Origin of the sequence: Agaribacterium sp. ZY112 (assembly GCF_041346925.1) — a bacterium.
Lineage (GTDB): Bacteria > Pseudomonadota > Gammaproteobacteria > Pseudomonadales > Cellvibrionaceae > Agaribacterium.
Genome location: NZ_CP166840.1, coordinates 4,119,364 through 4,145,788 on the forward strand (window position 1 = coordinate 4,119,364; position 26,425 = coordinate 4,145,788).

At 43.0% G+C, this 26,425-nt stretch carries 19 protein-coding genes; 2 read left to right on the plus strand and 17 right to left on the minus strand.

Going from position 1 to position 26,425, the window contains the following annotated elements; translation table 11 throughout:
• Positions 1 to 382: 382 nt before the first annotated feature.
• The gene (locus tag AB1S55_RS17935; RefSeq protein ID WP_370979563.1) at positions 383 to 1,177 is read right to left on the minus strand and encodes an alpha/beta hydrolase; all 795 of its coding nucleotides are present in this window, start codon (positions 1,175 to 1,177) and stop codon (positions 383 to 385) included.
• A 352-nt stretch (positions 1,178 to 1,529) separates the two neighbouring features.
• Here AB1S55_RS17935 and AB1S55_RS17940 point away from each other — a divergent pair, with 352 nt between their 5' ends.
• The gene (locus tag AB1S55_RS17940; protein WP_370979564.1) at positions 1,530 to 3,047 is read left to right on the plus strand and encodes a carbohydrate-binding protein; all 1,518 of its coding nucleotides are present in this window, start codon (positions 1,530 to 1,532) and stop codon (positions 3,045 to 3,047) included.
• Positions 3,048 to 3,478: 431 nt separating this feature from the next.
• On the opposite strand, the gene AB1S55_RS17945 is transcribed toward AB1S55_RS17940, so the two are convergent.
• The 12 genes from AB1S55_RS17945 to AB1S55_RS18000 all read right to left on the minus strand — a co-directional run bounded on the left by AB1S55_RS17945 (position 3,479) and on the right by AB1S55_RS18000 (position 19,588).
• Entirely contained in the window at positions 3,479 to 3,892 is a 414-nt protein-coding gene (locus AB1S55_RS17945) for a hypothetical protein (RefSeq protein WP_370979565.1), read from the minus strand.
• Between the two features lie 112 nt (positions 3,893 to 4,004).
• Entirely contained in the window at positions 4,005 to 5,396 is a 1,392-nt protein-coding gene (locus AB1S55_RS17950) for a DUF2130 domain-containing protein (protein WP_370979566.1), read from the minus strand.
• 563 nt (positions 5,397 to 5,959) lie between these two features.
• Positions 5,960 to 7,198 carry a DUF1552 domain-containing protein gene (locus AB1S55_RS17955; protein WP_370979567.1) on the minus strand — a complete coding sequence of 413 codons (1,239 nt, stop codon included), beginning with the start codon at positions 7,196 to 7,198 and terminating at the stop codon, positions 5,960 to 5,962.
• A 35-nt stretch (positions 7,199 to 7,233) separates the two neighbouring features.
• Positions 7,234 to 10,392, minus strand: coding sequence for a DUF1592 domain-containing protein (locus tag AB1S55_RS17960; protein ID WP_370979568.1), 3,159 nt, complete (start codon positions 10,390 to 10,392; stop codon positions 7,234 to 7,236).
• 20 nt (positions 10,393 to 10,412) lie between these two features.
• The gene (locus AB1S55_RS17965) at positions 10,413 to 11,726 is read right to left on the minus strand and encodes a cellulose binding domain-containing protein (RefSeq protein ID WP_370979569.1); all 1,314 of its coding nucleotides are present in this window, start codon (positions 11,724 to 11,726) and stop codon (positions 10,413 to 10,415) included.
• Positions 11,727 to 12,589: 863 nt separating this feature from the next.
• Complete coding sequence (locus tag AB1S55_RS17970; protein ID WP_370979570.1) at positions 12,590 to 13,213, minus strand: hypothetical protein; 624 nt, start codon at positions 13,211 to 13,213, stop codon at positions 12,590 to 12,592.
• A 161-nt stretch (positions 13,214 to 13,374) separates the two neighbouring features.
• Positions 13,375 to 13,758 (minus strand): hypothetical protein, encoded by a 384-nt coding sequence (locus tag AB1S55_RS17975; RefSeq protein WP_370979571.1) that lies wholly within the window; start codon positions 13,756 to 13,758, stop codon positions 13,375 to 13,377.
• Between the two features lie 522 nt (positions 13,759 to 14,280).
• Positions 14,281 to 15,744: a sulfatase-like hydrolase/transferase gene (locus AB1S55_RS17980; RefSeq protein ID WP_370979572.1), complete on the minus strand. Its 1,464-nt coding sequence runs from the start codon at positions 15,742 to 15,744 to the stop codon at positions 14,281 to 14,283.
• 270 nt (positions 15,745 to 16,014) lie between these two features.
• On the minus strand, positions 16,015 to 16,215 hold the full coding sequence (locus AB1S55_RS17985) for a hypothetical protein (RefSeq protein ID WP_370979573.1): 201 nt from the start codon (positions 16,213 to 16,215) through the stop codon (positions 16,015 to 16,017).
• Positions 16,216 to 16,718: 503 nt separating this feature from the next.
• Positions 16,719 to 17,468, minus strand: a complete 750-nt coding sequence (locus AB1S55_RS17990) for a hypothetical protein (protein ID WP_370979574.1) — start codon at positions 17,466 to 17,468, stop codon at positions 16,719 to 16,721.
• Positions 17,469 to 17,472: 4 nt separating this feature from the next.
• Positions 17,473 to 18,111 (minus strand): hypothetical protein, encoded by a 639-nt coding sequence (locus AB1S55_RS17995; RefSeq protein WP_370979575.1) that lies wholly within the window; start codon positions 18,109 to 18,111, stop codon positions 17,473 to 17,475.
• A 118-nt stretch (positions 18,112 to 18,229) separates the two neighbouring features.
• Positions 18,230 to 19,588 (minus strand): hypothetical protein, encoded by a 1,359-nt coding sequence (locus AB1S55_RS18000; RefSeq protein ID WP_370979576.1) that lies wholly within the window; start codon positions 19,586 to 19,588, stop codon positions 18,230 to 18,232.
• Between the two features lie 348 nt (positions 19,589 to 19,936).
• Between AB1S55_RS18000 and AB1S55_RS18005 the strand changes: the two genes are divergently transcribed.
• A complete protein-coding gene (locus AB1S55_RS18005) occupies positions 19,937 to 20,674 on the plus strand; it encodes a hypothetical protein (RefSeq protein WP_370979577.1) in 738 nt (245 codons plus the stop codon).
• An 80-nt stretch (positions 20,675 to 20,754) separates the two neighbouring features.
• Here AB1S55_RS18005 and AB1S55_RS18010 read toward each other — a convergent pair whose 3' ends face one another.
• The 4 genes from AB1S55_RS18010 to AB1S55_RS18025 form a co-directional block, all read right to left on the minus strand.
• Entirely contained in the window at positions 20,755 to 22,371 is a 1,617-nt protein-coding gene (locus tag AB1S55_RS18010; protein ID WP_370979578.1) for a DUF1214 domain-containing protein, read from the minus strand.
• 8 nt (positions 22,372 to 22,379) lie between these two features.
• Positions 22,380 to 22,508 carry a hypothetical protein gene (locus tag AB1S55_RS18015; protein WP_370979579.1) on the minus strand — a complete coding sequence of 43 codons (129 nt, stop codon included), beginning with the start codon at positions 22,506 to 22,508 and terminating at the stop codon, positions 22,380 to 22,382.
• A gap of 41 nt (positions 22,509 to 22,549) precedes the next feature.
• Positions 22,550 to 22,864: a hypothetical protein gene (locus AB1S55_RS18020; RefSeq protein ID WP_370979580.1), complete on the minus strand. Its 315-nt coding sequence runs from the start codon at positions 22,862 to 22,864 to the stop codon at positions 22,550 to 22,552.
• A gap of 429 nt (positions 22,865 to 23,293) precedes the next feature.
• Positions 23,294 to 26,425: an efflux RND transporter permease subunit gene (locus AB1S55_RS18025; protein WP_370979581.1), complete on the minus strand. Its 3,132-nt coding sequence runs from the start codon at positions 26,423 to 26,425 to the stop codon at positions 23,294 to 23,296.

A 26,425-nucleotide genomic window follows, 5' to 3' on the forward strand; every position in this document is an offset into this window, starting at 1 on the left:
CTGGGTTATTATCAAAGATGGAAATACTGTTCTACAACGCCTTGCATCAAATGAGCTTTCCTATACATATTTCAATAACAGCCCAGGAAGCTCTTTTGAAGTTTATCTCCATCAGTTTATAGATGGCTACTATCAGCCTGTATCTAATACGGCTACCTATACAGTTCAGTAACAAAGAAATTAGGAAAGCGCCATATAAAGTACTTTATGTGGCGCTTTAATCATTTTAAATAGCAATTAAATAACAAACTAAACAAGACAACACCTTCTACTCTTAAGCAACACTCTCGATACCCCCCTCCCAAGCAGCTCCCCCCTCTCAAGAGTGAAATTAACACCTTGGAAAGGAGTAAAAACAACCAATCTACTTATTCTTTATAAACTACAAACGCTCAAGAACCCAAGGGAGTGAATAATTAGAAATCTCATTGTGTTCAGCATCAAAATCTTTGTACTCAATATCTAGACCATTAAAACCTAAACCATTAAGCCACTGACTAAAAGACTGAACTGCGCGAGCATTCCCCTTGCTAGCAGAGGTGAGAAACAAGCGTGCATCAAACTTCGATTGCTTCTGATAATGTGCCTTAATTAACTCATTAAGCTCTTTAGACTGATATTGAAACGGAGCATCAAAAGACAAATAATTCTTAAAATAACTGCCTTCTCCTCTAGGTGAGAACAAAGCTGAAACCACAAACGAGCCACCTAGCGACAACCCTTGAAGACTGCGATTGTTACTATCAATACGATATTCCGCCTCAATCACCGGGATAAATTCTTTTGTTAAAAAGTGAAGATAATCTAACTGCCCGGGGAAGCTATAGTCGACATTTCGACGCTTACTAAAGCGCGGCCCTTCCTCTATACCAATGATAATAAGCTCTAGCGAATGCAGGTCGGCCTCTTCAGCAAACATATTAAAGACCCACTGAGCGTCAGTGGCGTAGATCACAGGATAAGACTTAGAGTTCGAAGAGTAAGCTACAGGAAGATAGACATGATAAGGGTAACTCAGCCCCGTTATCTTGGAGTGGAAAAGACGATGTTTTAAAACCTTACCATGCTCGATATTGGCATCCCAATCAACAGCTAGCTTGTCTGAAAAAGACGGCAACGAATAAAGCGTAGAAACAATAAAAATAACAACAGACAAAAAAACACAAGACGGCGACATAACCCTATCCTTAAAGACCCAATAGCACCTAGGTTTTTAGCTAGACCTGTAAAAACAGCAAACTCATTTAAAAAACGCCAAGGCAACCAAACTAAAACTGAAGAAGGCGGCTTTAGCCCTTTTAACTCTACACTAATAGCTTGTTAATACCCATAATTAAGGTATGGTTTTAACTTACAGTTCGGTTAAGGCACAAGATAATAATAACGACCGATGGCATCTGTAATTCAATTAAGACTTTCTAATTAAGGCCAACTAATACAGCCCCATCGGGTTGTCATTAATGCATACCCTATAGCAGAGAAGCTTAAACAACGGGTAGTAGGCCGCCTACATAATGGAGTAGATAATAATGATGCAAGTAAAGAAATTACCATTAGCCCTTGGATTGTGTATTGCCGGTGTATCAAATTTTACACCCGTAGTCTTGGCATATGATGAATGCCCTCCAGGCTCTCCGGGATACAGCCCAGCACCGGGTCCCGCACCAATGCCAACAATGACACCGGCAGCCATCATCCCAGCAGAAGCAAACGATGTATATCCACAGCCCTACCCTGTTAGCAACCCAACGCCACATTCATCATTTAGTAAAATAAACTTCCCGACCCTTAATCTTGCCAGCTTCACAAGTACAGGCGGTGACTACAACGGCTTTGAAATTTATGACGCTAACGGCACCATTGCTATTAATTATAATCAGCGCGGCGACTGGGCAAAATACTACCAAGAATTTAATGATTGGTACGCACAAGGCAGCTACGCTGCCGTGATTTATGCGGCGAGCCCCGAGAGTGGTGCAGTGGCGGAAATTTCTGTAGGTGGACGTACCGTTCGTGCCAATATCCCCAATACCGGTGGCTGGGACAACTTTGTACCCGTAAGATTTAACGATCCAGTTAATATCTCTTACGGCTCAAGTACAGTCAATGTAAAAAGCGCAGGTAATACAGCTAGCACTTGGGAGTGGAATGCATCAAAAATTGTTTTTGGCCCCGAGCCTCCACAACCTAAAGGCTTAACCCGAATTGAAGCCGAACGCTATCAGCGCAGCGGCGGTACTTACGGAGGCGCAACGGCTTACTTAACACCAAACGGTGAACAGGGCATTAATCATAACCAAACCGGTGACTGGTTAGAGTACGACATTCGAATCGATGAAGCAGGCACTTACGAGTTAAATATTCTCGCAGCCACGCCAATGCAAGGTGCTGCGGCTCAGATCACCTTCAGTAATGGTGCCAGCCTCTATCAAGAAATAGGCTTTAGCGCAGACTGGGACAACTTCCAAACTAATGTTGGCCTAGTGGAACTACCAGCGGGCAATATCACTATGCGTGTAGAGGCTGCAGGTAATACCACCAACGATTGGGAGTGGAACGCCGATGCCTTTGAGTTCACACTCAAGGAGAATACCAACGAACCTATTTTAGCAATGCCTCTGTATATAGAGGCCGAAGATTTTGACGACAGCGATGGCTTCACTCAATTTAGCTCTGGAGCAGTCAGTGGTATTAGCAGTGATTTAACTGGAGCGTCTGCAGGCTACGATATCACAACAGGTTACGTACATGGTGGCCAGCGCTGTGACACAAATCTTTACGACGCAACCTATAATGTTTATGCGACTATTTCAGCCCCTTTCACAGGCTCACAGATAGAGCTCTTGTTGGATGGCGAACTTATAAAAACCACCGACATAGCGAGTGACAACAACGAAGAGGGCTATAAGCGTATCTACATTGGTTATTTTTCAGTAGAACCTGGGCAACATCGCTTAAGCATACGCACTGCAGCTAAAGACAGTACAGAGCAACAGAGTACATGGCGTATAGACCGATTAGATTTTGAGCCAATGCCACTGCCCTAGCCAAAAACCAACCTAGCCAGAGCCTTTGCTCTGGCTACTGGCAGTGCCCCCAGATTAGCCAAACGACTCGCTTTCAAACGCCCCAAAAATCATGGTCTCGTGCTTTGGCTTGGCTTAGTTCAGTTCAGATCAGTTCAATTCAGCACCGTTATAAAGAACTGATGTATGAATTAACGCTGAGTTTTGAGCTTAATGTAACAACCGCTCTTCTGCTGCATGGTTCGGATGTTTTAGGACCAGATTTAAACTCATAACGACTAAGGGAAATCCCCTTAACTATTAGCGCTGAAATCTCTTACACGCTCTACTCATAATGACAGCCCGCTTTCAATTGCAAAACTTACTCGGAGCCGATCAGCTCCCGTCTCAGGAGCATACCACGGGTATTCTATTAAGAGCAGAGACGCAGACCTAAATAAAACGTAAAGACACTATGAAAAGTGCTGCCAGCGACTACGTGTTGTCAGCCAAACAACGGCAGGACCAATAAGCCCTATTAAGGACCCAAAGACACCTAAACCAACATAAAGATTTATAACACATGCAACAGCCGATGTAGCATAAAAACCATAGACACCTAGTTTCTTCCAGTTCCACATAGCTATCGCGAAAGCAGTATTAAGCAAGGCTAAAATCCCCATAACGTAGACAATAGAAACCACAAAATTGTCAGACAGCAAAGACATAAATTCCGGAAAAACAAAATAGCTCAGGGCTGTCAATGGATTTGTTAGCATCATTAACAGTAAAAAAGCGCTTAACCAAAATCCACGCTGCTTAATAACTTTTCTTTCGTACGCTTGTTCGCCGCCCGTAGGCTCTACATGCTTATTGACTTCCATCATTGTCCCTTGTTCCTTACCACTTATTTAAGGTAAGCCCTTCACATTCATATTTATCAGCGTCAGAGCTAATAGTTGCTCCCAGAAACAAGCTAAAGCGCATAAGCCTGATAATTTAGCCTTTTTTAAGCTCTTCAAATTTCGCAGCCATCGTAGGATTTTTTTTGGTTAGTTTTTTAACAGTGAGGTCATCTGCTTTGTTATTGGCAAGGCGTAAGTTATTCTCAGACCCCAGCAAGGCATCTTTTGTTTTTTGCAAGTGATCAATGGTTTTATCGATTTCACTAATCGCAGTTTTAAACTTCTTAGAAGCAAGCTCATAATTGCGAGCAAAGCCCGATCGGAATGCATCGAGCTCATTCTCAAAATTAGTAATATCAACATGCTGCGCTTTAACCACCTCGAGTTCTGCTTTGTATTTCAGAGAGTTCAGGGCTGCATTACGCAACAAAGTGATGATGGGGATAAAAAACTGAGGCCGAATAACATACATCTTAGGATAGCGATGAGACACATCAACAATACCCGAATTATAAAGCTCGCTCTCAGGCTCAAGCAGTGAAACAAGTACGGCATATTCACACTGTTTTTCATTGCGATCTTTGTCGAGTTCTTTAAAGAAGTCTTCGTTCTTTTTCTTAGTGGCTGTTTGATCACTTTCGTTCTTCATCTCAAACATGATCGATACACTCTCGGTATCGTTTTCATCAGCGTCACGAAAGATATAGTCACCCTTACTCCCTGTTCGTGCATCATTATCTTTTTCAAAATAGGCTCGCGGGAAAGCGGTTGCGCGAATACGATTAAACTCAGTTTCACAGTGTTGTTCTAGGGTTTCACCAACCATTTTGGTCGATAAGCGAGCTTTCATATCTCGCAATCGTTCAATTTCGTGATCCCTATCTTTAATGCGTATTTCATATTTATCTTTGAGTGAAGATTCAGCAAGTTCTTTTTCTAGCTTGGCTCGCTCAAGCTCATTTTTAAGTTGATCACGTTGCTTTTCAGCAGCATTAACCGCTTCTGTCACAGCGTGTTTTTGCGCATCTTCGCTGGCGCTTAGCTTAGCCTTAAGCTGAAGGATCTCGGCATCTTTGCCTGCTGAGGTTTCCTGCAACTTATTAGAGTGATTGGCAGCGGCCAGCTTAGAAGCATTCTGACTATCTATTTTTGCCTGCTGTAACTCACTGGCTAAGGCATCACGCTCTTTTTCTATCGTCTTAAGTGCTTCAGTAACAGCAAGTTTCTGAGCGACCTCACCGGCATCAAGCTTTAGTTTTAACTCTTGAATCTGTGCATCTTTCGCTGAAGCCGCTTTTTGCATTTCATTGCCGGCTTGCTCTTTAGCAAGCTGCACTGCGTTAATCTTCTCCTTCTCAGCAAGCTCTAGCCGCTCATGAATTTGCTGTTCAAACTCACTATCGCGTACCTGCTTCAAGATATCGGCATATCCAGCTTCATCGACCTTGAAGGCTTTTTTGCAGTGAGGGCAGTTTATTTCGTGCATGATGTCTATCCTGTTCTTTACTTAAGCAGCTGCCAGGCAGCTCAATTGTGCAGCGTTAAAGGCTATGATATCAGAGCTGATATCATACTAGGCTAATAGCTCGAATTCGGTCGCCTCTTTCCCCTTGCCACAGCATCGAGCCATCTAGCCCCCCTCTGCGCCTTACAGGTGAACCCATACAGTGATAGATACAACTCACTTATCCACTCACTCAGCAGAGGCCGGAATACTTCTCTCGCAACCAATTACAGATAACCTGTCGGTTGCCATAGTAATATAGGGCCTCGAAATAAGTTACTCGCCACTTCACTTACCTTCATTCACCACTATAAGATCAAATTTGAGCATGGAGTAAGATGTCATGCTAGAACACCAAGCATGAGCACGGAGGCATATTCTTTTTTTAAGAATACATACGACATACTTGTCGCGGGCGTAAATTAGTAAAGCTGCTTATACGCTATGTCACAAGAAGGGGGGTAAACAGTAAAGTAATAAAAAGGGAGGCAGGATAAGAATCTATGTCCGGGTCATATACAACCCGAACATAGATATAGAGAGCATTAGGCGCTAGCAGCTACACCCGGTATAACATTACCAAAACCTAAATCAACACCACACATACTTGCAGCAGTTTGCAATAAATCCCGTTGATTATAACCAGACCCTGCTGTTGTCACACCGCGATTCATAGCCGTGCCACCGCCTGCAAGAAGCATAGGTACATCGCTATTGCTGTGTAAATCAGCATGGCCCATATCGGTTGTTTCAACAACAATCGTGCTATCAAGAATGCCCTCGCTTCTTAATTTATTAATTAAGTAAGCAGTAAGGCTACCTAGGTGAGCTCGCATTTCTACATAATATGGATAGTTTGGAAGACCGTTACTACCACCATGAATAGACTGGTGATAAGAGCCTTTATAGTTTAACTCCGGAATACGAAATTCAGACTGATGATTACCAAAAGCCAAGGAACATGAGCTGGTTAAATTACACTTTAAGGCCGATACAATTAGGTCAGCTTGCAAATGAGCCTGACGCGTAAAGGTATCAAACGTGAGCTCAAATTCATTTAGGCTTGGCGCAGCAGCGCAAGAAACACTGCCGCCGGCAAGTTCGTCTAAACGCCTTTGCGTATCAGAGATAGCATCAAGGTGCTCATTCATGCGCTCCACTTCATAACCGGCCAGCTTTGTTTTAATGGAATTCAAAGCTTGGGTATGTGCATTTAAAATTTGTGTTTTAGCATTGCCAGCAGAACCTGTGCTGCTGCCAAAAATCAAATTAAATACATTAAACGGGTTATCTTGGAAAGGCACTGTGGTGGTGCCTTCCTTAGTTAGGGTTCCATGACCATTACTATGCACACCTAAATTCAGGTAGCGAAAAGGCGTATTAGGCCCGAGCTGCCGTCCCATAAACACATCAAAACTTTCTGCATTCCAATTATTAGACAAAATCAGAGGCATAACACCATGCCCACCATTTGTGTGGCTCATGTTAAGCAGAAAATTACATTCCGTTTTTACAGGTTCATACAGAGCAGACATAGCGCCTAGACTCATATCTTCCCCCGTGCCTTGCGGTGCCCACATATCGTGAATACCACCACCGGGAATATAAATCGTGACGCACTTATTGGGGCCAGAAGAAGTCTGAGCGTCAGCATGGCGAGACATCAGCATGCCTGTTAACAACGGAGAGCTCCGCAGTAGCGCAGTTGAAATACCTGACGCAGCAAATGTTTTTAATAAGCTACGACGTTTCATGTTTGTTTGATGTTCTAAATCTTTATTCATTTTAATAACCTTAAATTCATCAACGTGTGAGCGTATTAATTTCGTGACCAAGCTTTTCGATAACGTACGGCTTCCAAAACACCGAAGCTTTCTAGCATGGATCTCGGGCTATTATTCATCATAGAGTTAGTTAGATCTTCAATCGCACAGGCGTAGCCTACCTTTTCAGCTTCAGCTAGCTGCGCACCTTCAGGATTACTTGGATCGATTTGATCATGACCAACACCAGTGAAATAACGGAACATCTGCTTAGGAATACATGCCTGAGCGGAAGGCAAGGTCGCAAGAACTTCACCCAGGCCTACAGCACCTGTAAACGGCTCTACTTCATCTGTCTTGCTATAATCATTTGGTGCAAACAACTCACCCATGGCATCAATCATGTTGCCATTCAAATCCGCATCACGCACACGACCTACGGTGTCAAAATCCTCCATACCAAAACCAAGTGGGTTAATTTGCGTGGTATGACATGTCGTACAAGGGGCATCTTCAGTTAAACGATGATACTTAACACGGTTGGTTGTAGCAGGGTCTTGTAGTAAATCAGACAGCTCAGCAAGTTTTTCTTCTCGAGCCTCAAAGGTACCTGCCGGTGGTGGTGGAACCTCCTGACACAACATGCGGTTTCGCACACGTACAGCTCGCAAAATCGGTGAGGTTTCTAACGATTCACCCCAGCGAGACATAAAGGCACCATTTGCCAAAATACCACTGCGATTACTACTACTGACTTTGCGCATATTTGATCCAGTTACCCCTGGTATGCCGTAGTAGCTAGCCAACTCCTCATTAAGGAAGGTGTAGTCTGAATAATAAAAAGACGCAAAACTCTCATTTTCATCCAACATAACATGAGCAAAGACTTCTTTGGCTTCTTGCTCCATATGCCCGGCAACTGAACTAAAACCAGGCCATGCTTCGGCGTCTTTAGTCACCATTTCAAGGTCTGAAATACTTAACCATTCACCAATAAAATCACCCATAACACCTTTAGAGTTTTCAGCTAAACGCTGAGCCTGAGCAAGAATACCCGCATCGGTGCGCAACTCATTATTTGCAGCTGCGGCCAATAAGATATCGTCAGGAGTTGTACCTGCAAAGGTATACGATAAGAAGCTTGCCATCTCATAAGAGGTTAATTCAAAAGCATCTGAATCAATGTCTGAGTTATCAGGATTAGGCTCACCAAGCTCATGACGATATAAGAACTGCGGCGATGAAAGCATAGCTTCAACCGCCATTTTAAGCCCCTCTTTTACATCATTATCGCTATGAGTACCATTGGCCATATCACGATACATATTGGTTTCTTCAGCCGTTAGAGGGCGACGGAATACTTTATGAGCAAAGTTATCAATAAAGTTGTCGGCACAAGCAGCATCAAAACTCGAACACGTTAAAGCGGGAGCAAAATCCTTGTCATAAGCCCATTGTGCAACCTCTTCGGCTACCAGTAGATAATTACTGTATGAAGAAGCAACAATAGATGAGTGTGTTTTATTCGAAAACAAACCTATTTTGTCATCAGCAGAAAGTTTCTCTCCAGCATTAAAATCAATGGAAAATAGATCAACAAGTGAATTTTGATATTCAGCTTTAGTCAGAATTTTAAGTTGACGAGCACCGTAACTGACTGGGGCAACGGATCGATCACACGAAATTGCCACTTCCCAAAGTGTTTGCACATAAGCGGCAATACTTTCAGCACATTCACGATCACACGCAGTAGGGTCACCTATTGGCATTTCGGCAATAATGTATTCAATCATTTGGTTAACATCACGCGGCGTATCTAAGGCTGGGGCAAAGCTATTACCTTCTGCATCAACACCATGGCAAGTTGAGCATGATTCGGTATAAAGATGCTCGCCTAAAGCAATAGGGTCCGCTTCTGTCACCGTAACCAGAGCAATATTAGACTCAGTAGAAGGAACCCCTTCATTAAGAGCTATTACCTTGTATTCAAACTCACCCGTCTCTGGCAGAGTTTCTTCATATGAATTTACGTTTCCAGCCACAACTTTGGAGGTTGACCACACACCACCAACCGGCTTACGGCGAATAATAAACCCGCTTTCGTTGTCGCTATTATCTTGCCAGGTTAACGTTGCCGTCGATGCAACAGCATCAAAATTAACTTCTAGACTAGTAGGCGCCGACGGAGTGTCAGGCTTAGCAGCTGGCGCGGTATCAACGCTGTCATTAGCACTGTAACGAAGGTCGAAATACACCGGCACCGTGCGGCTGATTGACGATAAATTTGCAACAAGCCTAAGCGCCTCTATGCCTCTAGACATATCGAAGTTTTCACTTTTTAGCATAACGGGCTTCAAGGTCGATACACGCAACTCAGACTCAGAAAGTTTTGTTAGCAATACATCAACAGTAATATCTTGTCGCACAGCATGCAGACTAAAACCGCCGCTTAAAGAGGTCACTTTTGTCGAGCCCACAGCCATAGAGCTAATATCGGCGGTATTAACCTCTACCTCAAAAAAGGCCGTTGGCATAACATCCACTTCAAATAAAGTTTCTTTGACGCGCTGATTACGTATTTCAACATTAGTCGACACATCATTTAGATCGATCGACAAAATTGAATGCCCTTCTTTATCAATCGAACCTGCAAGAGCCGGATCACCACTTGCTGCTTTAAAGGTATTGAGCTCAGCAACTTGGCCCTTTTTTAGTGACATATATTTAATGGAAGATGCACCACCATTAAGTACCCAAAGAACATCAGGCCCAACAGGGGCCGCAATACAATCTCCACCAAAAACTGGGGCCGTTGCAGCTGCACCACTTTGCGCTTTCTGCCCATTAAAACCAAAGCTGTAAGTTGCACCTGGTTCAATAGTGCGTTTCCAGTTTGGCCCAGTTATATCACAAGCACTGCCAGAGCAATCATAAGTTGCATTCCAGCCATCGGCTATCGTTGCGCCATCAGCCCACTCCAGAGCGACACTCCAGTCCGCAAGAGGCTGATCACCATTATTGGTTACAGAAATTTCAGCTCCAAAGCCGTTGTTCCATTCATTTTTTATTTCGTATTCGCACACAGCAGCAGTGCTCACTTGTGCAAAAAATAACGCAGCAAGCCCTAACGCATTACGCTTCAATAACGATTTTGGACGTGACGATATTGCTCTCGAGTTACTCGAGAACTGTAATTTATTACATAGTATGTTCATTACGTATTCTCCCAACTCGATTAAGGTGTGTTAAAAAACAAAGTGAAATTAACAGGCACGGTGTAACTTATATGATCTAAATTCGCGAGATCTTTTAAGGTATCAACGCCTACTGCAAGACCGTAGTCATTCGAGTTAAGCAGTATTGGATTAGTTGATTCAACCAATAGCCCGGTACTGAGTTTTGTCACATTAACCTGAGTGGAAATTTCTAAACTAATACCGTGAAGATCCAGAGTCGCCGCAATATCTTGCAACTGCGTAGCCCCTGTTGCCATAGCGGTAAGGGCCGACACATCAACAGGCAGTGTTACCATCGCCTGCTCAAATACCGAGGTTTCAAATAAGTGCTCTTGCATACGCTGATTACGCAGTTCGATGCCGGTTTCAACACTGGCTAGAGCAATAGTTAATTGAGCATTACCAGTATTAGAAATAGCACCCGACAACGATGTAAATTCGTGAGTTTCCATCACATGGGTCTTTTTGGTAGAAACAAAATACAAAGAAGATTTACTGCTATCGAGACTGTAAATAACTTCTGGATCTACTGGATCTACTGGATCTACTGGATCTACTGGATCTACTGGATCTACTGGATCTACTGGATCTACTGGATCTACTGGATCTACTGGATCTACTGGATCTACTGGATCTACTGGATCTACTGGATTATTAGCATCAATAGTTAGTGTTGCAGCAGGCGAGTTAAGACTTTGATCACTTACAATAAGTGAAACGGAATAATTACCTTGCTGGGTATAGGTATGTGAAGGTGCAACCTCTGTAGACGTAGTGCCATCACCAAAGTCCCATAGATAACTCATGCTATCGCCATCAGGATCCGAAGAGCCACTGCCATTAAAGCTTACTTGTAAAGGCACCGTACCAGAGAGAACAGAAGCTTCGACCTGAGCAACAGGCGCTTCATTCGTAGGAATAACTGGGCCCGTTCCACTGTCAGAACATATACCACCTAAGACAGGAGGCACCACATCCGTATTTATTTTTCCTTTAACACCGTTATATCCAAGTGTAATGCTGGCCCCAGGTTTAATCGTGCCATTATATGAGACATTAGCCACCTGAAAGGGGCCAGTGCCACTTACGCTACCGTTCCACAGGTGCCCTACGCTCGAGCCATCGGGAAAATCAAGGGTAAGTTCCCAACCATCAATGGTTTCGTTTGTGTTATTCTTTATGTTGAGCATGGTTGTAAAACCCGTACCCCATTGATTCACAATGGTATGCTCACATTCGGCGGCATGAAGACTTCCCGCAAGGGGCATGCCAGCAAAAAGCAACATAAACCGCCACTTATTGACTATATCCATATCCATCTCCAGTTATGTTTTTAAATTACCGTTCAGGCTAATAGTTGTAATTGAATAAGCAGCGCTACAGATCCGTTCATAAAACCCAAGATAAAAACGCGACACAGTCCACAGCTTTGCCATTCATCTTAACTTTTTCACAGTTCAAGCAACCTGCAACAAATATACATTGTTTAACACTTGCCATTTTCACTGTTTTAAAAACATTTTTATCTATGCCAAGTCTCATTTTTTAAACCGAGCTATAAAAATGCAATCAATTCCATTAAAAAATTAACAAATCAAATTTATTAACTTAGCCAAATACGTTTTATTACCCCCCTCACTTACCTTAAGCTCCAAGAAACCAGACATAACATAAAATAGAACACACCTAAACAAAGCTCATCACCTAGAGCTTGAATTTTTAATATTAAAAAGCACTTAAAATGACACCCTATTTATCATTCCTTCACCAAAGCCTTCCTACATAAAAAACCCAAATAAACATTATTTTTTTTATTACAAATAAGAAAACAGTGAAGCAGTTCACTTTTCATATAAGCAATAAAAATTTAACGAATCAAAGAAAAGTAATTTATAAACAAGAAGCGCTTATAAGGACGAAATATAAATAGGAAGGTGTTACTAGAAAGGTATAAAGAGAAAACTACGAGCAAGAATACAAACAGATAAAAGTACGTTTTTTAAGCAGAACAGGCCAATCAATCACGACTAAACAATAGCTAAGAAAAAGCCACATTAAAAAAATCAAAGTCTAGAGAATATCACTTCAAGATGAGTGATATTTGCCCTATAAATATGACAACAAGCTAGGTGAGTGTCAAAGACAGCTCAAACCTAGCACCAACCAATATAGTTAACTAGCCCCACACTGAATGCATTGGGCCGGCTGTATTATTAGCCTCCAAGTGTGCTTCACAGTGAAACATTGTATTTCCACTCTCCCACTGATCGTCTCTAGTCCACAAGTACAAAATCTTTGACTGCCTTAGAGCCTCAACATGTCGTCCATATTGTTTTGTTGAACTGAGGTAGCTATAGACGTCATCTCGAGTCCATGCATCAAACATACGACCAAATGTCGAATTACCTCTATTCATCTGCTGAACCATATTGGACCATGTGTCTTCCAAGCCAGAAATACAAGAAAGCTCTTTAGCTATCAAACCTTGATTATAATGAGCGTTAATTTCACTTGCCCCAATCATGGCGCTTGTTAATTCATCTAAACGCTTACCTAAAAAAGTAAAATCCAAACAATGTGTTAATTCATGAGCTAAAACACATGCTTGGTTCGCCGCAGACAGCCGCATGGAACCAAGATGGATAGTCGTCGCATCAATGGCGGAACCATAAGCTTGAAGATCAACATTAGATACCCCTATAGCGTTATCTAATGCCCGAGACTCCAATAGTTTAGAGCCGCTAGGGGTCGCAAGTAGAAGTACAAGTCCATCATTAAACTGGCGTGGAACCGTCAACATTATTATCTCCTTGAGCAATGCTATTTCTATCGAGTTAACAATATAGCAACAGGATAGGGGGTTTGCTCTTCAAAAACAGAGCAATCGAGCACAAGGAGCCTGATTAGGCCGCACACATACCATAAAACTGTTATAGCAACATGTGACCATTAATAGTTTTTTTATAATAAATATACGCCGATGTTTTTAGAGGTATAGGAATGATTAGCAAGACGGTATTGGTATTGAAGAATATCCTTCACCCCTTCTCTATGCAAAATACCTAAAACAGCATCAACTTCTAAAAAATGGTCTGGACTTAAGTCAGGACTATGAATTATAAAGTTAGACCCTTGATTGGGTGGAGGCAGGCCCTCTCTTAAAACCACCTCATACCCCCCATCACCAAAAGCATTTAAAAAGCGCGAAGAATCGTTTTTATACTCACCATATAAGAACAGATGAATTTTTGGTTTCCCAAGGTTTATGCCTTTATAGGTACCAGAATAAAAACCCGAAGAGCAGCCGGATAAACTGAACAAAAGAAGAAAACCAAAGTAATACATTACTCCCTCTAAACCCCGCATCTCATCCAGCTAATCATTATCGATACACATACAGAAAGATATAAAACTAGGTTGACACCTTATCTATTAATTTTTTCGCTTTAATAAAACCTTGGCTAGACAGCCTAAACCACAGCCGCCATGAGAAGCGATACAACCAATATAGTAAGGCCCACAGTTTGGGGCTGATAATAACAGCCTTATTTTTTTTCGATTTGATCAAGTGCCTTTTCTGCAAAAACATCAGCTGGAATAGGTAACTTACCCCAATACACCTTGGCCTGATCAGGGCTCATGCCTTTGGGTAGCTTACCGTACTTGCCTCCTTCTAGAATGGGCGTTTGAATTGCGCCAGCTCTAACGCAAGTGCCTTACCAATACCGGAGGCGGCACCAGTAATAATGGCGGTAGTGTGCTCAAAAGCCAATACATGTTTAGTCAAATTATACTCCTTGTAACATCCCTAGCCGTGACACCACAGGAAGCACCACAAGAACCTTGCACAAGATAAGCGCCTGTAGCTTAATCAGCAAGAGGTCTCATTAGTATTAATTGATCACACAGTTCTGCTACTTCATTTGAAGAAAAATAAAGATTAGCGCTCTCACTCGGGTCGACGCTAAGTTGGTAACACTCTTCCATACCTTCATTATTTATATACTTAACATCACCATTGCTTATCGCCCATCTATCTAGGTCATCCTCAATGTTTTTTAGCTCTGAATATTGAGTCTGCCGTCTTAGAGACACACTGCTTTCATTGTCTAAGTATGCCATTAAACTAAAGCCATCTATATTAACCCCCGAAGGCTGAGGCAGACCAACCAGAGCCAACACGGTAGAATAAACATCCTGAATGCTAACCAAGGCCTGCACTTCAGAGGCATCGATTCCTGTATTTTCTCCCCCCCAAATAATCATCGGCACATTAACACCACCTTCGTACATGGTTCGTTTACCGTGATCCTGACTAAAAGGTAGGTGACTCTCCTCAATAACCACACCGCCTGGAGTACCGTTATCACCCACAAAGATTATAACCGTGTCAGAAAGTACCGAAGCAGATATGGTAGATAGCAACTGCTCTATATAAAAATCCATAGCTTCGGCTGCAGCGCGATAACAAGATGCAGCATCATCGTTTAAAATGGAGCTTGTACACATATCCCCCTCTTCTCCTTCTAAGTGATAATCAGAAGAATAAGCGTAGCTAGGCGGCACATGATAAGGGGAGTGAGGCGCATTAAAGCTGACTTGAACAAACCACGGTGACGTTTGCTCTGAAATCCACAGTGCAGCTTCTTTGGCAACCACCTCAGTGGCATAACCCGACTCGTCTATTTCTTCTGCCTCTGCACCAGGAAAAGCAATGGTGGTTTTTACCCAATTGAAATAATCATCAATATTGGATATAGAGCCTGAGTAATAATCAAAACCGTGTTCTGTTGGGTAATTGCCTAAACCTCTACCCAAATGCCATTTACCAAAAAGGGCTGATTTAATATTTGCTTCTGATAACATTTCAGGAAGTGTCGTTTCACTATGATCTAAAGCGCTATTCTCACTGCCTGGGCTAGTTACTCCATGGCGAATAGCATAACGCCCCGTAAGCAGGCCGGCCCGTGAAGGCGAACACATAGGATTCGCCCAAACATTTCTGAAAAGCACCCCCTCTTTGCTTAAACTATCTAAAGTCGGTGTTTGCGCTGAGTAATTCGGCTGCTCTTGGTAGCCGCTAATAATATCAACACCAATATCATCCCCTACTATCAACAAGACATTTACCGAAGTACCTAGAGCTAAAGCGCTGCTTACGCTCTCTGCAGGGTTCGAATCACCTTCGGCCTCATCTACAACGTCATTATCAAGTGCCCCCTCAGAAGCCGCGCTGCCTCCTTCACTATTTTGGCCACCACAAGAGACTAACAAACAAAGCACAGCGACATACAACATCTGAATAAGACGGTTCTTTTGTAGAGAGATCATCACACAAATCCTTTATAAAACACGTTTAAGAGCTAGAGGGCAGCCGTCAACTCTGCCAATAAAGCGAGTAAATAAATGGCAAAGAATGTGCAATAAAAATGAAAAGGAAGCGTAAGTGAAAAGGCCTTGCTTACAGAGAACTCCGTGTAGGTAGGAAAAGAAACGGTAAAACAGCGAGGTGCAATCCGTGCCCTCGCATGATCATTTAAAGCGAATAATCATTCACGCCCGCATGAACTGCCCTGTTTTTCGATAACTTAAGGTTTTGAGCTAGCAAGCCAGACCTAAACCGTGTATAGCAAAGACCGCCGCCATAGTGCTGTTATCCGTTGCTCGATAAGCCGTAGGGCTCATAGAGGAATCAGCACCGAGCCTATAACGTATTTGAGCACCTTGGCTTTGAGCCTGCCGGGCAGCTGATTGCCCTGTGCCTTTCCAATCTAAGCCAATCTGGGCAGAGTTAGTTAGCATGACACATCATTTGTTCGCCACCTTGCCCACTGCCAATACCTACCGAACACCTCGTTAGCGCTGGCGTAAAGGCAAACAAGGCATCGTGCTCTTAAAGGAGTTTTGAGAATAAGGGCACCAGTGTGTAAGCAGTGGGGGGATGTTTTTTCTCATAGAAAAAGCAAACACGCCCAGGGGGAAGATTATCAATCCATTGCGCTTTCAATCATTTTAACGCCAACACCAAAAACACCCGTGCTTTCTCACTGTATCCATTGCATAACAACATTATGCAACATGAATTACTCGGGTGCGGAACAGACCTCTTCGGTTACACCTTTGTATGCCATCCCTCTTATCCTTAACCAGAGTATGGCCAATATGATAACGCACCGATATATACTAAAAAGAAATGCTGCGTAAATTTAAGGGTTCTTATACTCATTAGGCGAGAAAAGTATTAGGGAAAAACTGATGTTATTTTAAAAAATAACGTGCCGAAACAGACATCCTCCGACTGAGCATTAATGCTCTTCTAAAGACAGGTCATCGGCCTTTATCAAGCAAATACTGTCTTGTACACAGTCCACAATTTGCAGAGCCTTATTCATGATATCAGACCAAGCCTCTGGTTTTTCTGGCGCAACAAGCTGCAGGTTAAAACTAAAACTCATTATGTCCCGCTTACCAAAAGGTAGCCAAAGATCGATCGAGTTATTATTCTCGTGCGTGTAAATCGATCGCCCTGAGACCGTTATACACTTTATAAGTGGTTCAACCCGCTTAGCGGTATCAGGTTCTCTTTCTTGCCATAAAGCAAAACCATTGCCTGCATCTTTAAAGTTCAACATGGCCATAAGCTCATCACACTCTTGATAGTGCTGTGCCAACCATAGGCGCAACTGCTGATCATCCAGTGCATTATCACAATAGCTCTGCTGCTCCGTCACCTCATGGGCTTGTAAGGTAAAATGCAGCTCCGCCACATGCGGCCCCCACAAAGGCTTGTGTGGCAAGCACCACCCCCCTGTAAATACGGTCACTGATCGACTATCAACATCTTCGTAAAAGGGGTATTGGCTTTTCGATAAAGTATTTAAAAAGGGCCGTAAATCCACCCCTTTTTTATCTGATGAAAAAACAGGTGGTTTAGGTGGGGCGTTAACTTTAGGTAGGTCGAAACTTAATTGATCGCGAAACAATAAAATTTCGAAACGACTGATATTTTGAGGCGTTAAACTCACACGCCGAGACGCAAAGAGACTAGGTAGCATAAAGCTAGGCCGTAGCCTCAGCTTGCTTTTTGTCGGCCAACGATTGTGCAGAGTACTCTATGGTTACGTTCTGCATAAATTCTTTAACTACGGCATCACAGGTCTGCTGAAGGTTGGTTTCTGGGCTGAAGTAGTCCAAGCCATTATAGGCCTTTAGCTTAAATCTGAAAAATAAAACGCACTCTTTGCTTAATGGGATAAAAAACAAAGGCCACTTCGGTTCCCCTTTTTCTCCCCCAGAAGACATCACCCACTTTAGCCCCGAAAAGCTCACTGCTTTTAATTCTTTTGCCGACACAGGATATTGGTAGAAGCCATCACCTAAATCACCAAGCTTTGAGCCCTCATTTTGCAGTCCAAACTGCCCGTGTGTTTCAAGCAAAACAACTTTTAATAAATCACGTTGGCGGAATAAATTTATGTCCTTATCCACTTGTGAATAATTTACAATAAATCCACTTAGCTCCACCCCCCCCCAAGATTTGCTGCCTCGACCACGCATTGTCCAGCCACGAAGATAAATTCTTTCACCATAATTACCGTCCTTCCCTTTTAACAACTTAGAGACATCCAAAACATCCTGTTTTCCGAAAGTCTGGTCAATAGGGAACATAGCTGTATGCGCAGCATGTTTTAAAATCACCTTATTGCCACTCAAATCGAGTTCAAGCTCTGGGGAGTGAGTAAAATCTGGCCGGGTCAAAGCCAAATCTGAACCCAGCACTCTATTTTTTAGTACATTTAACCACTTCATCAATCAATTATCCCAACATTAATACACGGCGAACAAAACTCATACCCTGAGCTTTATAGTGAGCATTGCTGCGACGCCGCATTTCAACCTCATCCGCAAACGGGTTTAAGTGGGGGTTCGCCTCACGCTCTGTCGAATTCATGCGGGCAGCCACCATATCTTTAGCTGCTGTGGTTTTGTTATACATGCCTTTTAAAGCAAAACCGGAACCCACAGCTCCTGCAACCGATAAAGTCGGAATGGCCGTTGCCGGAGCCAAGATAGCTGCGCCAATAGCGCCACCCACCCCCAAGGTGCCAAGTATCGCTTGCCCAGTACCCAGCACCCTTTCATTGGCCTTGGTTTTAAAATCTTGTGCTTTACCGGCATCGTAGCCCATATTCACTAGGCCCTTACGCAAACGTTCACCGTTACCGGATTGTGCCGCTTGGCTGTTCACATCGTGTTTATGGCTAACGAACACCTTATCGTGAATGGCCATTTGTGTATTTTTCATCAGCGGTAGTATTTGGCTAACATCTTTATTGGGGCTTAAAAACACGGCTGTATGACAGCTAAGATCTTTATTACCAGCCAGCTTCAGGGCGTTGTGAAAAGTATGGATACCATCACCATGCACCGTCCACTGCACCTTTTTACCTTTTGCCTGAGCACGCAGTAATGCCTTTGCTAGGCTTTGAGCCGCATAACGCTGATTTAGACCTTCAGCCTGTGATTTTAATGGTTTACCACTGTTATACATTTGGGGCGGGTTAAAAAATAAGGTATAGCTATCATCCGCAGCCAAACCACCCGCCTCTCTTGCCCACTTCTGATCACCATAAGCAGTATCTATCATTGGAGGTAGAATTGTAGAAGCCGCCTGCTCTGCATCTTCACAAAGCCCATTCACCGCAGCCCTAGTCGTTTTAATCTCTGTTTGCGGTTTTTTATTTAAAACAAAATCTCGACGATCTTGCTCAACATGATAAAGACCTGGATCAAGGTCATTAAACCTCGCCAAATCCAAACCTGTAATATAAACCCCCGATGGCTTACCATGATTATGGCCATCTTGAAGGATGGTATAAGAAACTTTCACCTTACCTATCATCGATACACGCTGTTTAGGGTTAGCAGGGTCAAAGTGTGAGGATAGGCCACCAGCCTTGGCCTTAAGCTGCTTGATGCGATGAAACACATAGCGCAACTCAGCTTTACCCTTTTCACTGCCACCAGAAAACTGGTTTAACAAAGCGCTATCGATATAAACCGCGCGTCCGCAACGCCCGTCTGTGTCATCATCAAATAGAATAAATTGGCTTGCTGTGCTTGAAGTACGGGAGAAGCCCGCCTGTTGTGCGATTTGATTTGCTTGTGCATTCATATATAAAGTCCATTACCTAGGCTCGTAAAGCAAGAGCCACTATCCTTTGGAAAAAGTAAGAGTGCGCGCCGACCATCAATAGAGCATAATCATTTAAAGTGCAGCAGAGCATTATAAGGAAATATACATTTCGCTCAAAATCCAACCAGCGCAATAATGCCAACTCTATCACATTCTTCTCTCGAGCTCGGGATGTTCTTTCACTATTTGAAGTTAGTCTCTACCTGTATGATAACGGCTTCCGGGCCAAGCTTTATGATATAGAACATCCATCGCTTACGAGGGCTGATCAGCCAAACAGCTTGTTTATAAATTAACCGTTATGTACCCTCTTACGCTAGATTTTTCATGGAAGAGGTTGATCACATGTATTTCCGACTTAGCCCCAACGGTTATGATGTCTCTGGCGACATTCAATGGTTCGCAAGCGCTACCCCCTATGACCCACCTCGTGGAGTGCTACACCGCACTTTGCATAATCAAGCTGGGAATATAGGCCCATTACCTGGCGATATGGCCCGCTCAGCAGTTGGATTAATTAATGGGGATCTTGGCTCTGTTGTCGGTGATCGCGAAGCCGGTCTCGGGCGAAGCTGGGAAAGGCTACATATGATTGGTGTGAGTGCTGGCATCCTGCATGAACGCCGTTATTCTAATTTTAATACAGTTATTGGTAGCCACGCCTTAAATACAGCAATGATCCCGTTTGAAGGCATAGCAAACTGGGTACTAAGACAAGACCGCAGCTTTTATTACATTGTTAATGTCGACGAGCAAAAAACCTTAAGATTCACAGACAGGCAAGGCAATACAAGGTTGGAGCCCGTCCCCACCAAAATGCGCCAAGCCATTACCTACACGTCAGAATTTAACCCCAACATTTGGATAACATTACGCCAAGCGCACGAGGATACTCGCACGATTGCTTTAAATCCCGCCAACGGTATTGACTATAGCGCTGGCATTACTGATGACCTAAAAATGAGAACCAGTAATTGGCAAGCAATTTACGGTCAAATTGCTGCTATCGATCAGCAAGTATTAGACGCTCAACGAAATGATATTTGGAATTTACAGCCTCAATAAGGAACTTACGCTACACAAGCAATCAACAAACTAAAAAGGCTAACTAATATAGCCTTTTTAGTTTCACTTATTTAATGGCCTTACTTAGAGATGTTTTCTATATCGTTCAACATCCAAGTTTTAAACCAGTCTTTAGTTTCAGGGCGATATAAACGAAACAGAAAGAACCAATCGTTAGCGTTTGTAGCGCTTTCTGTGGTGACCCAGTTAGCTTCATAGCCTTTGGGTACGTTATCTAGGTTAGGAGCATAATAAACATCAACGGAACCATCAGCGTTCGCAACCATTTTATCTAAGTCTTTAGTCGATGCCCCAACACGATCCACATCACGGTTAAAGTTCTTAGTCTCCATGTTGTACACAATAGCCGACCAAAAATCTTTTGCCGGCACATCCGCAGGCACATTGAGTTTGTAGGTGTCTTCACCGTTAAGCAGATTGCCATCAGAGTCGCGCAGCCCGGTTAGATAGAAAGTAGCGCCGCCGAGTTTGCTCGGTAAAAAAGTTACATAAAAATAGGAAGCCGCACGTTTATCGATTAAGATTTCTTCACCATCTTCAAATGGGAAACCCAGCTTAGCCTGCTCACCAAAATTCCAGAATGACCACTCTGAGCGCTTTTCACCATCTTTAACCCAAAGTGGCGCTACTGTTTCCCCTTCTGTAACAAATTTTTTCTGCATATAAGAATAAGCAAGCTCTAAGCCTTCAAGTGCAGCTTTTTTCTGGGCTGGGGTAGGATTAAACGCTTCGCCTTTTTTAATACCAATACTTTGCAACAGTGAGTACATAGCGCGATCTTTCTCACGTATTGGGTTGTTTTGTACAACATCGTTTATATCTTCAATAAATGTCATATTGTAATAAGGCAAGCAATCGTACGAAAGGGCCGTGACATCCAGATATTCAGTAGGCTCGATTACCCCCTTAATAGCTTCCTCTAATGAATACACTTTTATGCCTTTAGCATGTTTACCAGCATCCGCGTGAGTAGCACCATTCAAAAGTGTCGGACGGAATGAGTAAGAAGCGTCATGTCCATCCATATTGGGTACGATGATATAACCTTTAGCCTCAAGTTCTCGTGCACTGCCGTGTTTATCGTCATAGTTTGGTGGCAAGAATAGATATTTACCGCCCTTACCTTCGTCAACGCCTTTAGAGCCAACATCAAGCATCGGTACATGCCACGCAGAAATAAACGAACCGAAATAGTCTATCTTTTCACTCATTGGCGGCACTTCAACAACCATTGCGCCATTCTTCGTAGAGATGGAACCCCAGGCGTAAGCGGTAGTATCATTTGCAGTTAAAAAACCTTTCTCAGAACCAAAAGGTTTAGTTACAAAATTAACGGTATCGTAATCGCCCCCGGCTCGCCTAGTGGCTTTAATAAAGTCCACCTGAGCAACCGCAGGCATATAATAAATAGCAGCTTGAGTTGCACGCTGAACCATGATCTCATATTCAATGTTAACGTGCTGTTTAGAACGGGCTAAAATATTACCTGTATCGTTAAAATTTTTCCCTGTAGGCGTCATAGCCACTGAGGGTGATGACACCCAAAAGGCAGCAACAGCTGTCAAAGTAAGTATTTTTTTCATCGGTACATTCTCGCAAGCAGAAATGAAGAGAGTATTAACAAGAGCAACAAAAAACAACGGAGATATTCTAAAGCGACTTGCGTATATATTCATGAGGGCATTCATTTGGATTCAATTAACCACAACGGCTCTATCACGTCATAGATATCAACGTTGTTCAATACAGCTATTTCATTAAGCGACAGTTCTGAACTGACATGATTCATACCTGCATCATTTAACTCTGACACAATTTTCTTGGGATCAACATCGAATAAGGGGGCTATATGTTCTATTTTTGCATTTGAGATCTTTGTAAACGCTGCATCAGCTGAATAGATATCTTTAAATGACACCAAAAATAAGACGCAACCAAGGAATAAACCTGCGAATATGAAGTAGCGACTATTATTGGTAAAGTACTTAAAAAATGACTTTTTGTGGTTATAGATATGAAGGAGGCTAGCCCCCAAAAAACAACACTTAACCATTCATGAGTAGCTCTTACACTGCCTGGCCCCATTTCAAAAAAAATCAACATACCACTAGCTGAAGCAACCAAAAAAGAACCAATAGTTAGTGGCGTGTAAAATTTTCGTATATTCATTCTCACTACTCCTTAGGGCGCCACTGCCTATCCCTGCACCTTTTTACTAAGACCAAGAATTGAAAAACCCTAGTTATTACTTGAACCGTGACGAAAAAGCCTAGGCCTCCTAGACTCTATTCACGCAATTAAACAGCTCCCGCTTACACTCGACATAAAGAACTTCCTGTTAAAAACAACATCAACCGTCTTTGTAAGGAGTAAAGTCACCTGACTACTCTATATTTCAACTTAATTCATAACTGTTATTTATCGTAATACTCATATCTAAACACGCATCTAGATATAGACGGACCAGCCTAGCCCGTACCTTATATCTATATTCACACATTCAATCTAACAAACCCAATACCCAAGCATCTATAAATACAATCTATAAATTACCTAACCCACAAACAAAAAAGCAGGGTGTTAACCCTGCCTCTGGCTTTAAGCTAATGGTTTGGCTGCGGCCTCCCCTTTGAATTTTTCCCTTATCCTTTGGATAATTGCGTAAAACACAGGGGTAAAGAAGGTTCCTAATAACAGTGCGGCAAGCATGCCACCAAATACGGTAAAACCGAGTGACTTCTGACTGACCATACCGGCGCCGGATGCCATTAATAAAGGAATAATACCTAAGATAAATGAGAAGGCTGTCATGCACACTGCACGAAAACGCTGGCTTGCACCTTCACGAGCGGCATCATCTATCGCTAGGCCTTTTTCGCGTTGCTCTTTGGCAAACTCAACAACCAAGATCGCATTCTTAGCAGCCATGCCCAAGAGTAAAACCAAACCCACTTGCGCATACAGATTCAGAGACAAACCAAGTATGGCTACGGTACCAATAGCACCTAATAAAGCGATAGGAACCACCAACAAAATAGCGCCAGGAATACTCCAACTTTCGTATTGCCCCACCAAAAACAAATAAACAAAAATAAGTGCAAGAGCAAAGGCAATACCTGCAACACTACCGGCTTTAATTTGCTGGAAAGTAAGCCCTGTCCACTCGTATTTATAACCCGCTGGTAAATCTGTTTTTGCGAGTTCCTGTAGATAGTGAATACCTTCACCTGAACTCATACCTTGCCCTGGGCTAATACGAAGTACGGAGCTAGAAAAAGTGTTGTAGCGCTCAATGGTTTTGGGGCCTGTCACCTGGCGAATATTCATTAATGTCGCTAGTGGGATGGGTTCACCATCAACACTGCGAATATAGATACTCTGAATATCGTTTAAGCTCATACGATACTGCGCATCAGCTTGCATCATTACACGATAGTTTTGGCCATAAACACTAAAGTCATTTACGTACAAAGAGCCCAATTGTGTTTGCAAGGTTAAAAACAATTCCTGCAAATTAATTCCCAGTTTTTTCGCTCTCACCCTATCAATATCTAAGAAGTATTGAGGTGTCGATGCACTAAAGGTCGTGAAAGCACTCTCTATACCTGGGTTTTCTTGCACCTTGCCGATAAAAGTATTAATGGCTTTAGATAACTCTTCAGGACTTTGACCTTCACTGCTTTGCATCACAAACTCTAAACCACCGGCCACACTCATACCGTTAATAGCCGGCGGATTAAGTGCATAAACCTGAGCCTCTGGAAACCCTACAAAGGCTTTACCATTGGTTTTTTGGGTGGTGGCAAAAGAGCTGTTAATTAAACCTTCTCGCTCTTCCCAAGGCTTTAAAGATACAAATAAGGTACCCGAGTTACTTTCTGCCGTACCCGATAAAATACCGTAACCTGCAAAACTGGTAACGTATTTAACATTGGGGTCTTGTAAGAGCATATCACTGACATGTTCAACCGTTTCACTTGTACGATTAAGGCTAGCGGAATCTGGTAATTGCACATTCACCAAGATCACGCCTTTATCTTCAGGCGGGACGAAAGCCGTAGGTGTGGTTAAGCCTAACCAAGCTAAACCTGCCAGCATCAAAGCAAAGATAAACATCACCCTTATGCTTTTATGTACACAAAAAGCCACACCCTGTGAATAGCGTGCAGTTATAGCTTCAAAGCTTGAATTAAACCAGCGATACCAAGCAGGCTGCTTTTCTTCACGTTTAAGTAAAATGGCGCATAAAGCAGGGCTTAAGGTAAGTGCATTCACACTAGAAAAAAGCACCGCCACACAAATGGTGATGGCAAACTGTCGATACATTTGCCCGGTGATACCTGGCAACAAAGCAACAGGAACAAATACCGCAAGCAATACTAAGGTCGTTGTCAAAACTGGGCCTGTTACCTGCTTCATGCTGGCAATAGCGGCTTGTGGCACACTGAAGTCAGGGTTGTCACGTAGCTGCCTATCGGTATTTTCGACAACCAAAATACCATCATCCACCACAATACCAATGGCAAGTACAAGACCAAATAAACTAACGGTATTAATACTCATGCCTGTAACAAGCAATACGGTAAAGGTCGCTACCAGTGATACCGGAATCGCCACCGCAGGTACTAATGCCGAACGCCAGTTACCCAAAAACACAAAGATCACGATGACCACCAAGAGAACGGCTTGAATCAGTGTCTCTTTTACCGAGTTAATACTTTCGCTGATATAAGCGGTGGTGTCGTAACTAACAACGTATTTAAGACCGTCAGGAAAATAGAGTTTCTCTTGTTCAATGGCGGCAAGTATTTCTTCGGCGGCATCCAAGGCGTTAGCCCCCGGAGACAAATACATCGATAAATTAACCGCAGGCTTGTTATTTAACTTACCAGTTACGCTGTAGTCTGCTTGGCCTAGCTCTACGCGTGCAACATCACGTAAATAAACAATGTTTTGTGAGTCTCCCGTTCGCAGTACTATTTCACCGAATTCATCAGCAGTCGTCAGGCGACCTTTTGCGACCAAGCTGTACTCCATTTGCAGCTCTTCTGAAAACGGCGGTGCGCCAATTTTACCTGCGGCAACTTGTACGTTCTGCTCACGTAGAGCATTAACAATATCGTTGGTTGTTAAACCAAGGCTGGCCATCTTTACGGGGTTTAACCATAAACGCATTGAGTAATCGGCGGCACCAATAATAGAGGCATCTGAAATACCGTTAATACGCTTAATAACCGGCTGCACATTAATTTTCAGATAGTTTGAAATAGTCGTATAAGAGAGGCTTTCATCCTCACTAAAAAAACTCACAATCATCAAAATATCAGGTGATTTTTTATCAATGCTTAAACCGGCCGAGGTCACTTCGCTTGGTAGCATAGGTTCGGCCAGTTTGACCCTATTTTGTACTCGCACTAAGGCCATGTCGGGATCTTCGCCAACATCAAAAGTCACATCAAGGCGATAGCTACCGTCATTTGAGCTCTTAGAGCTCATATAGATCATGCCTTCTACGCCATTCACTTTATCTTCAATAGGCCTTGCGACAGTTTCTTCTACCACACTCGATGAAGCCCCCGCATAAGCACCACTAACACTGATGGTTGGCGGACTAATCGGTGGGTATTCGGCAACAGGTAAAGATACGTAAGAGATCAACCCCATTAAGGTCAATACAAGCGAGATCACCAAGGCCAACTTGGGTCTACGAATAAACGTTTCGCTGATCAT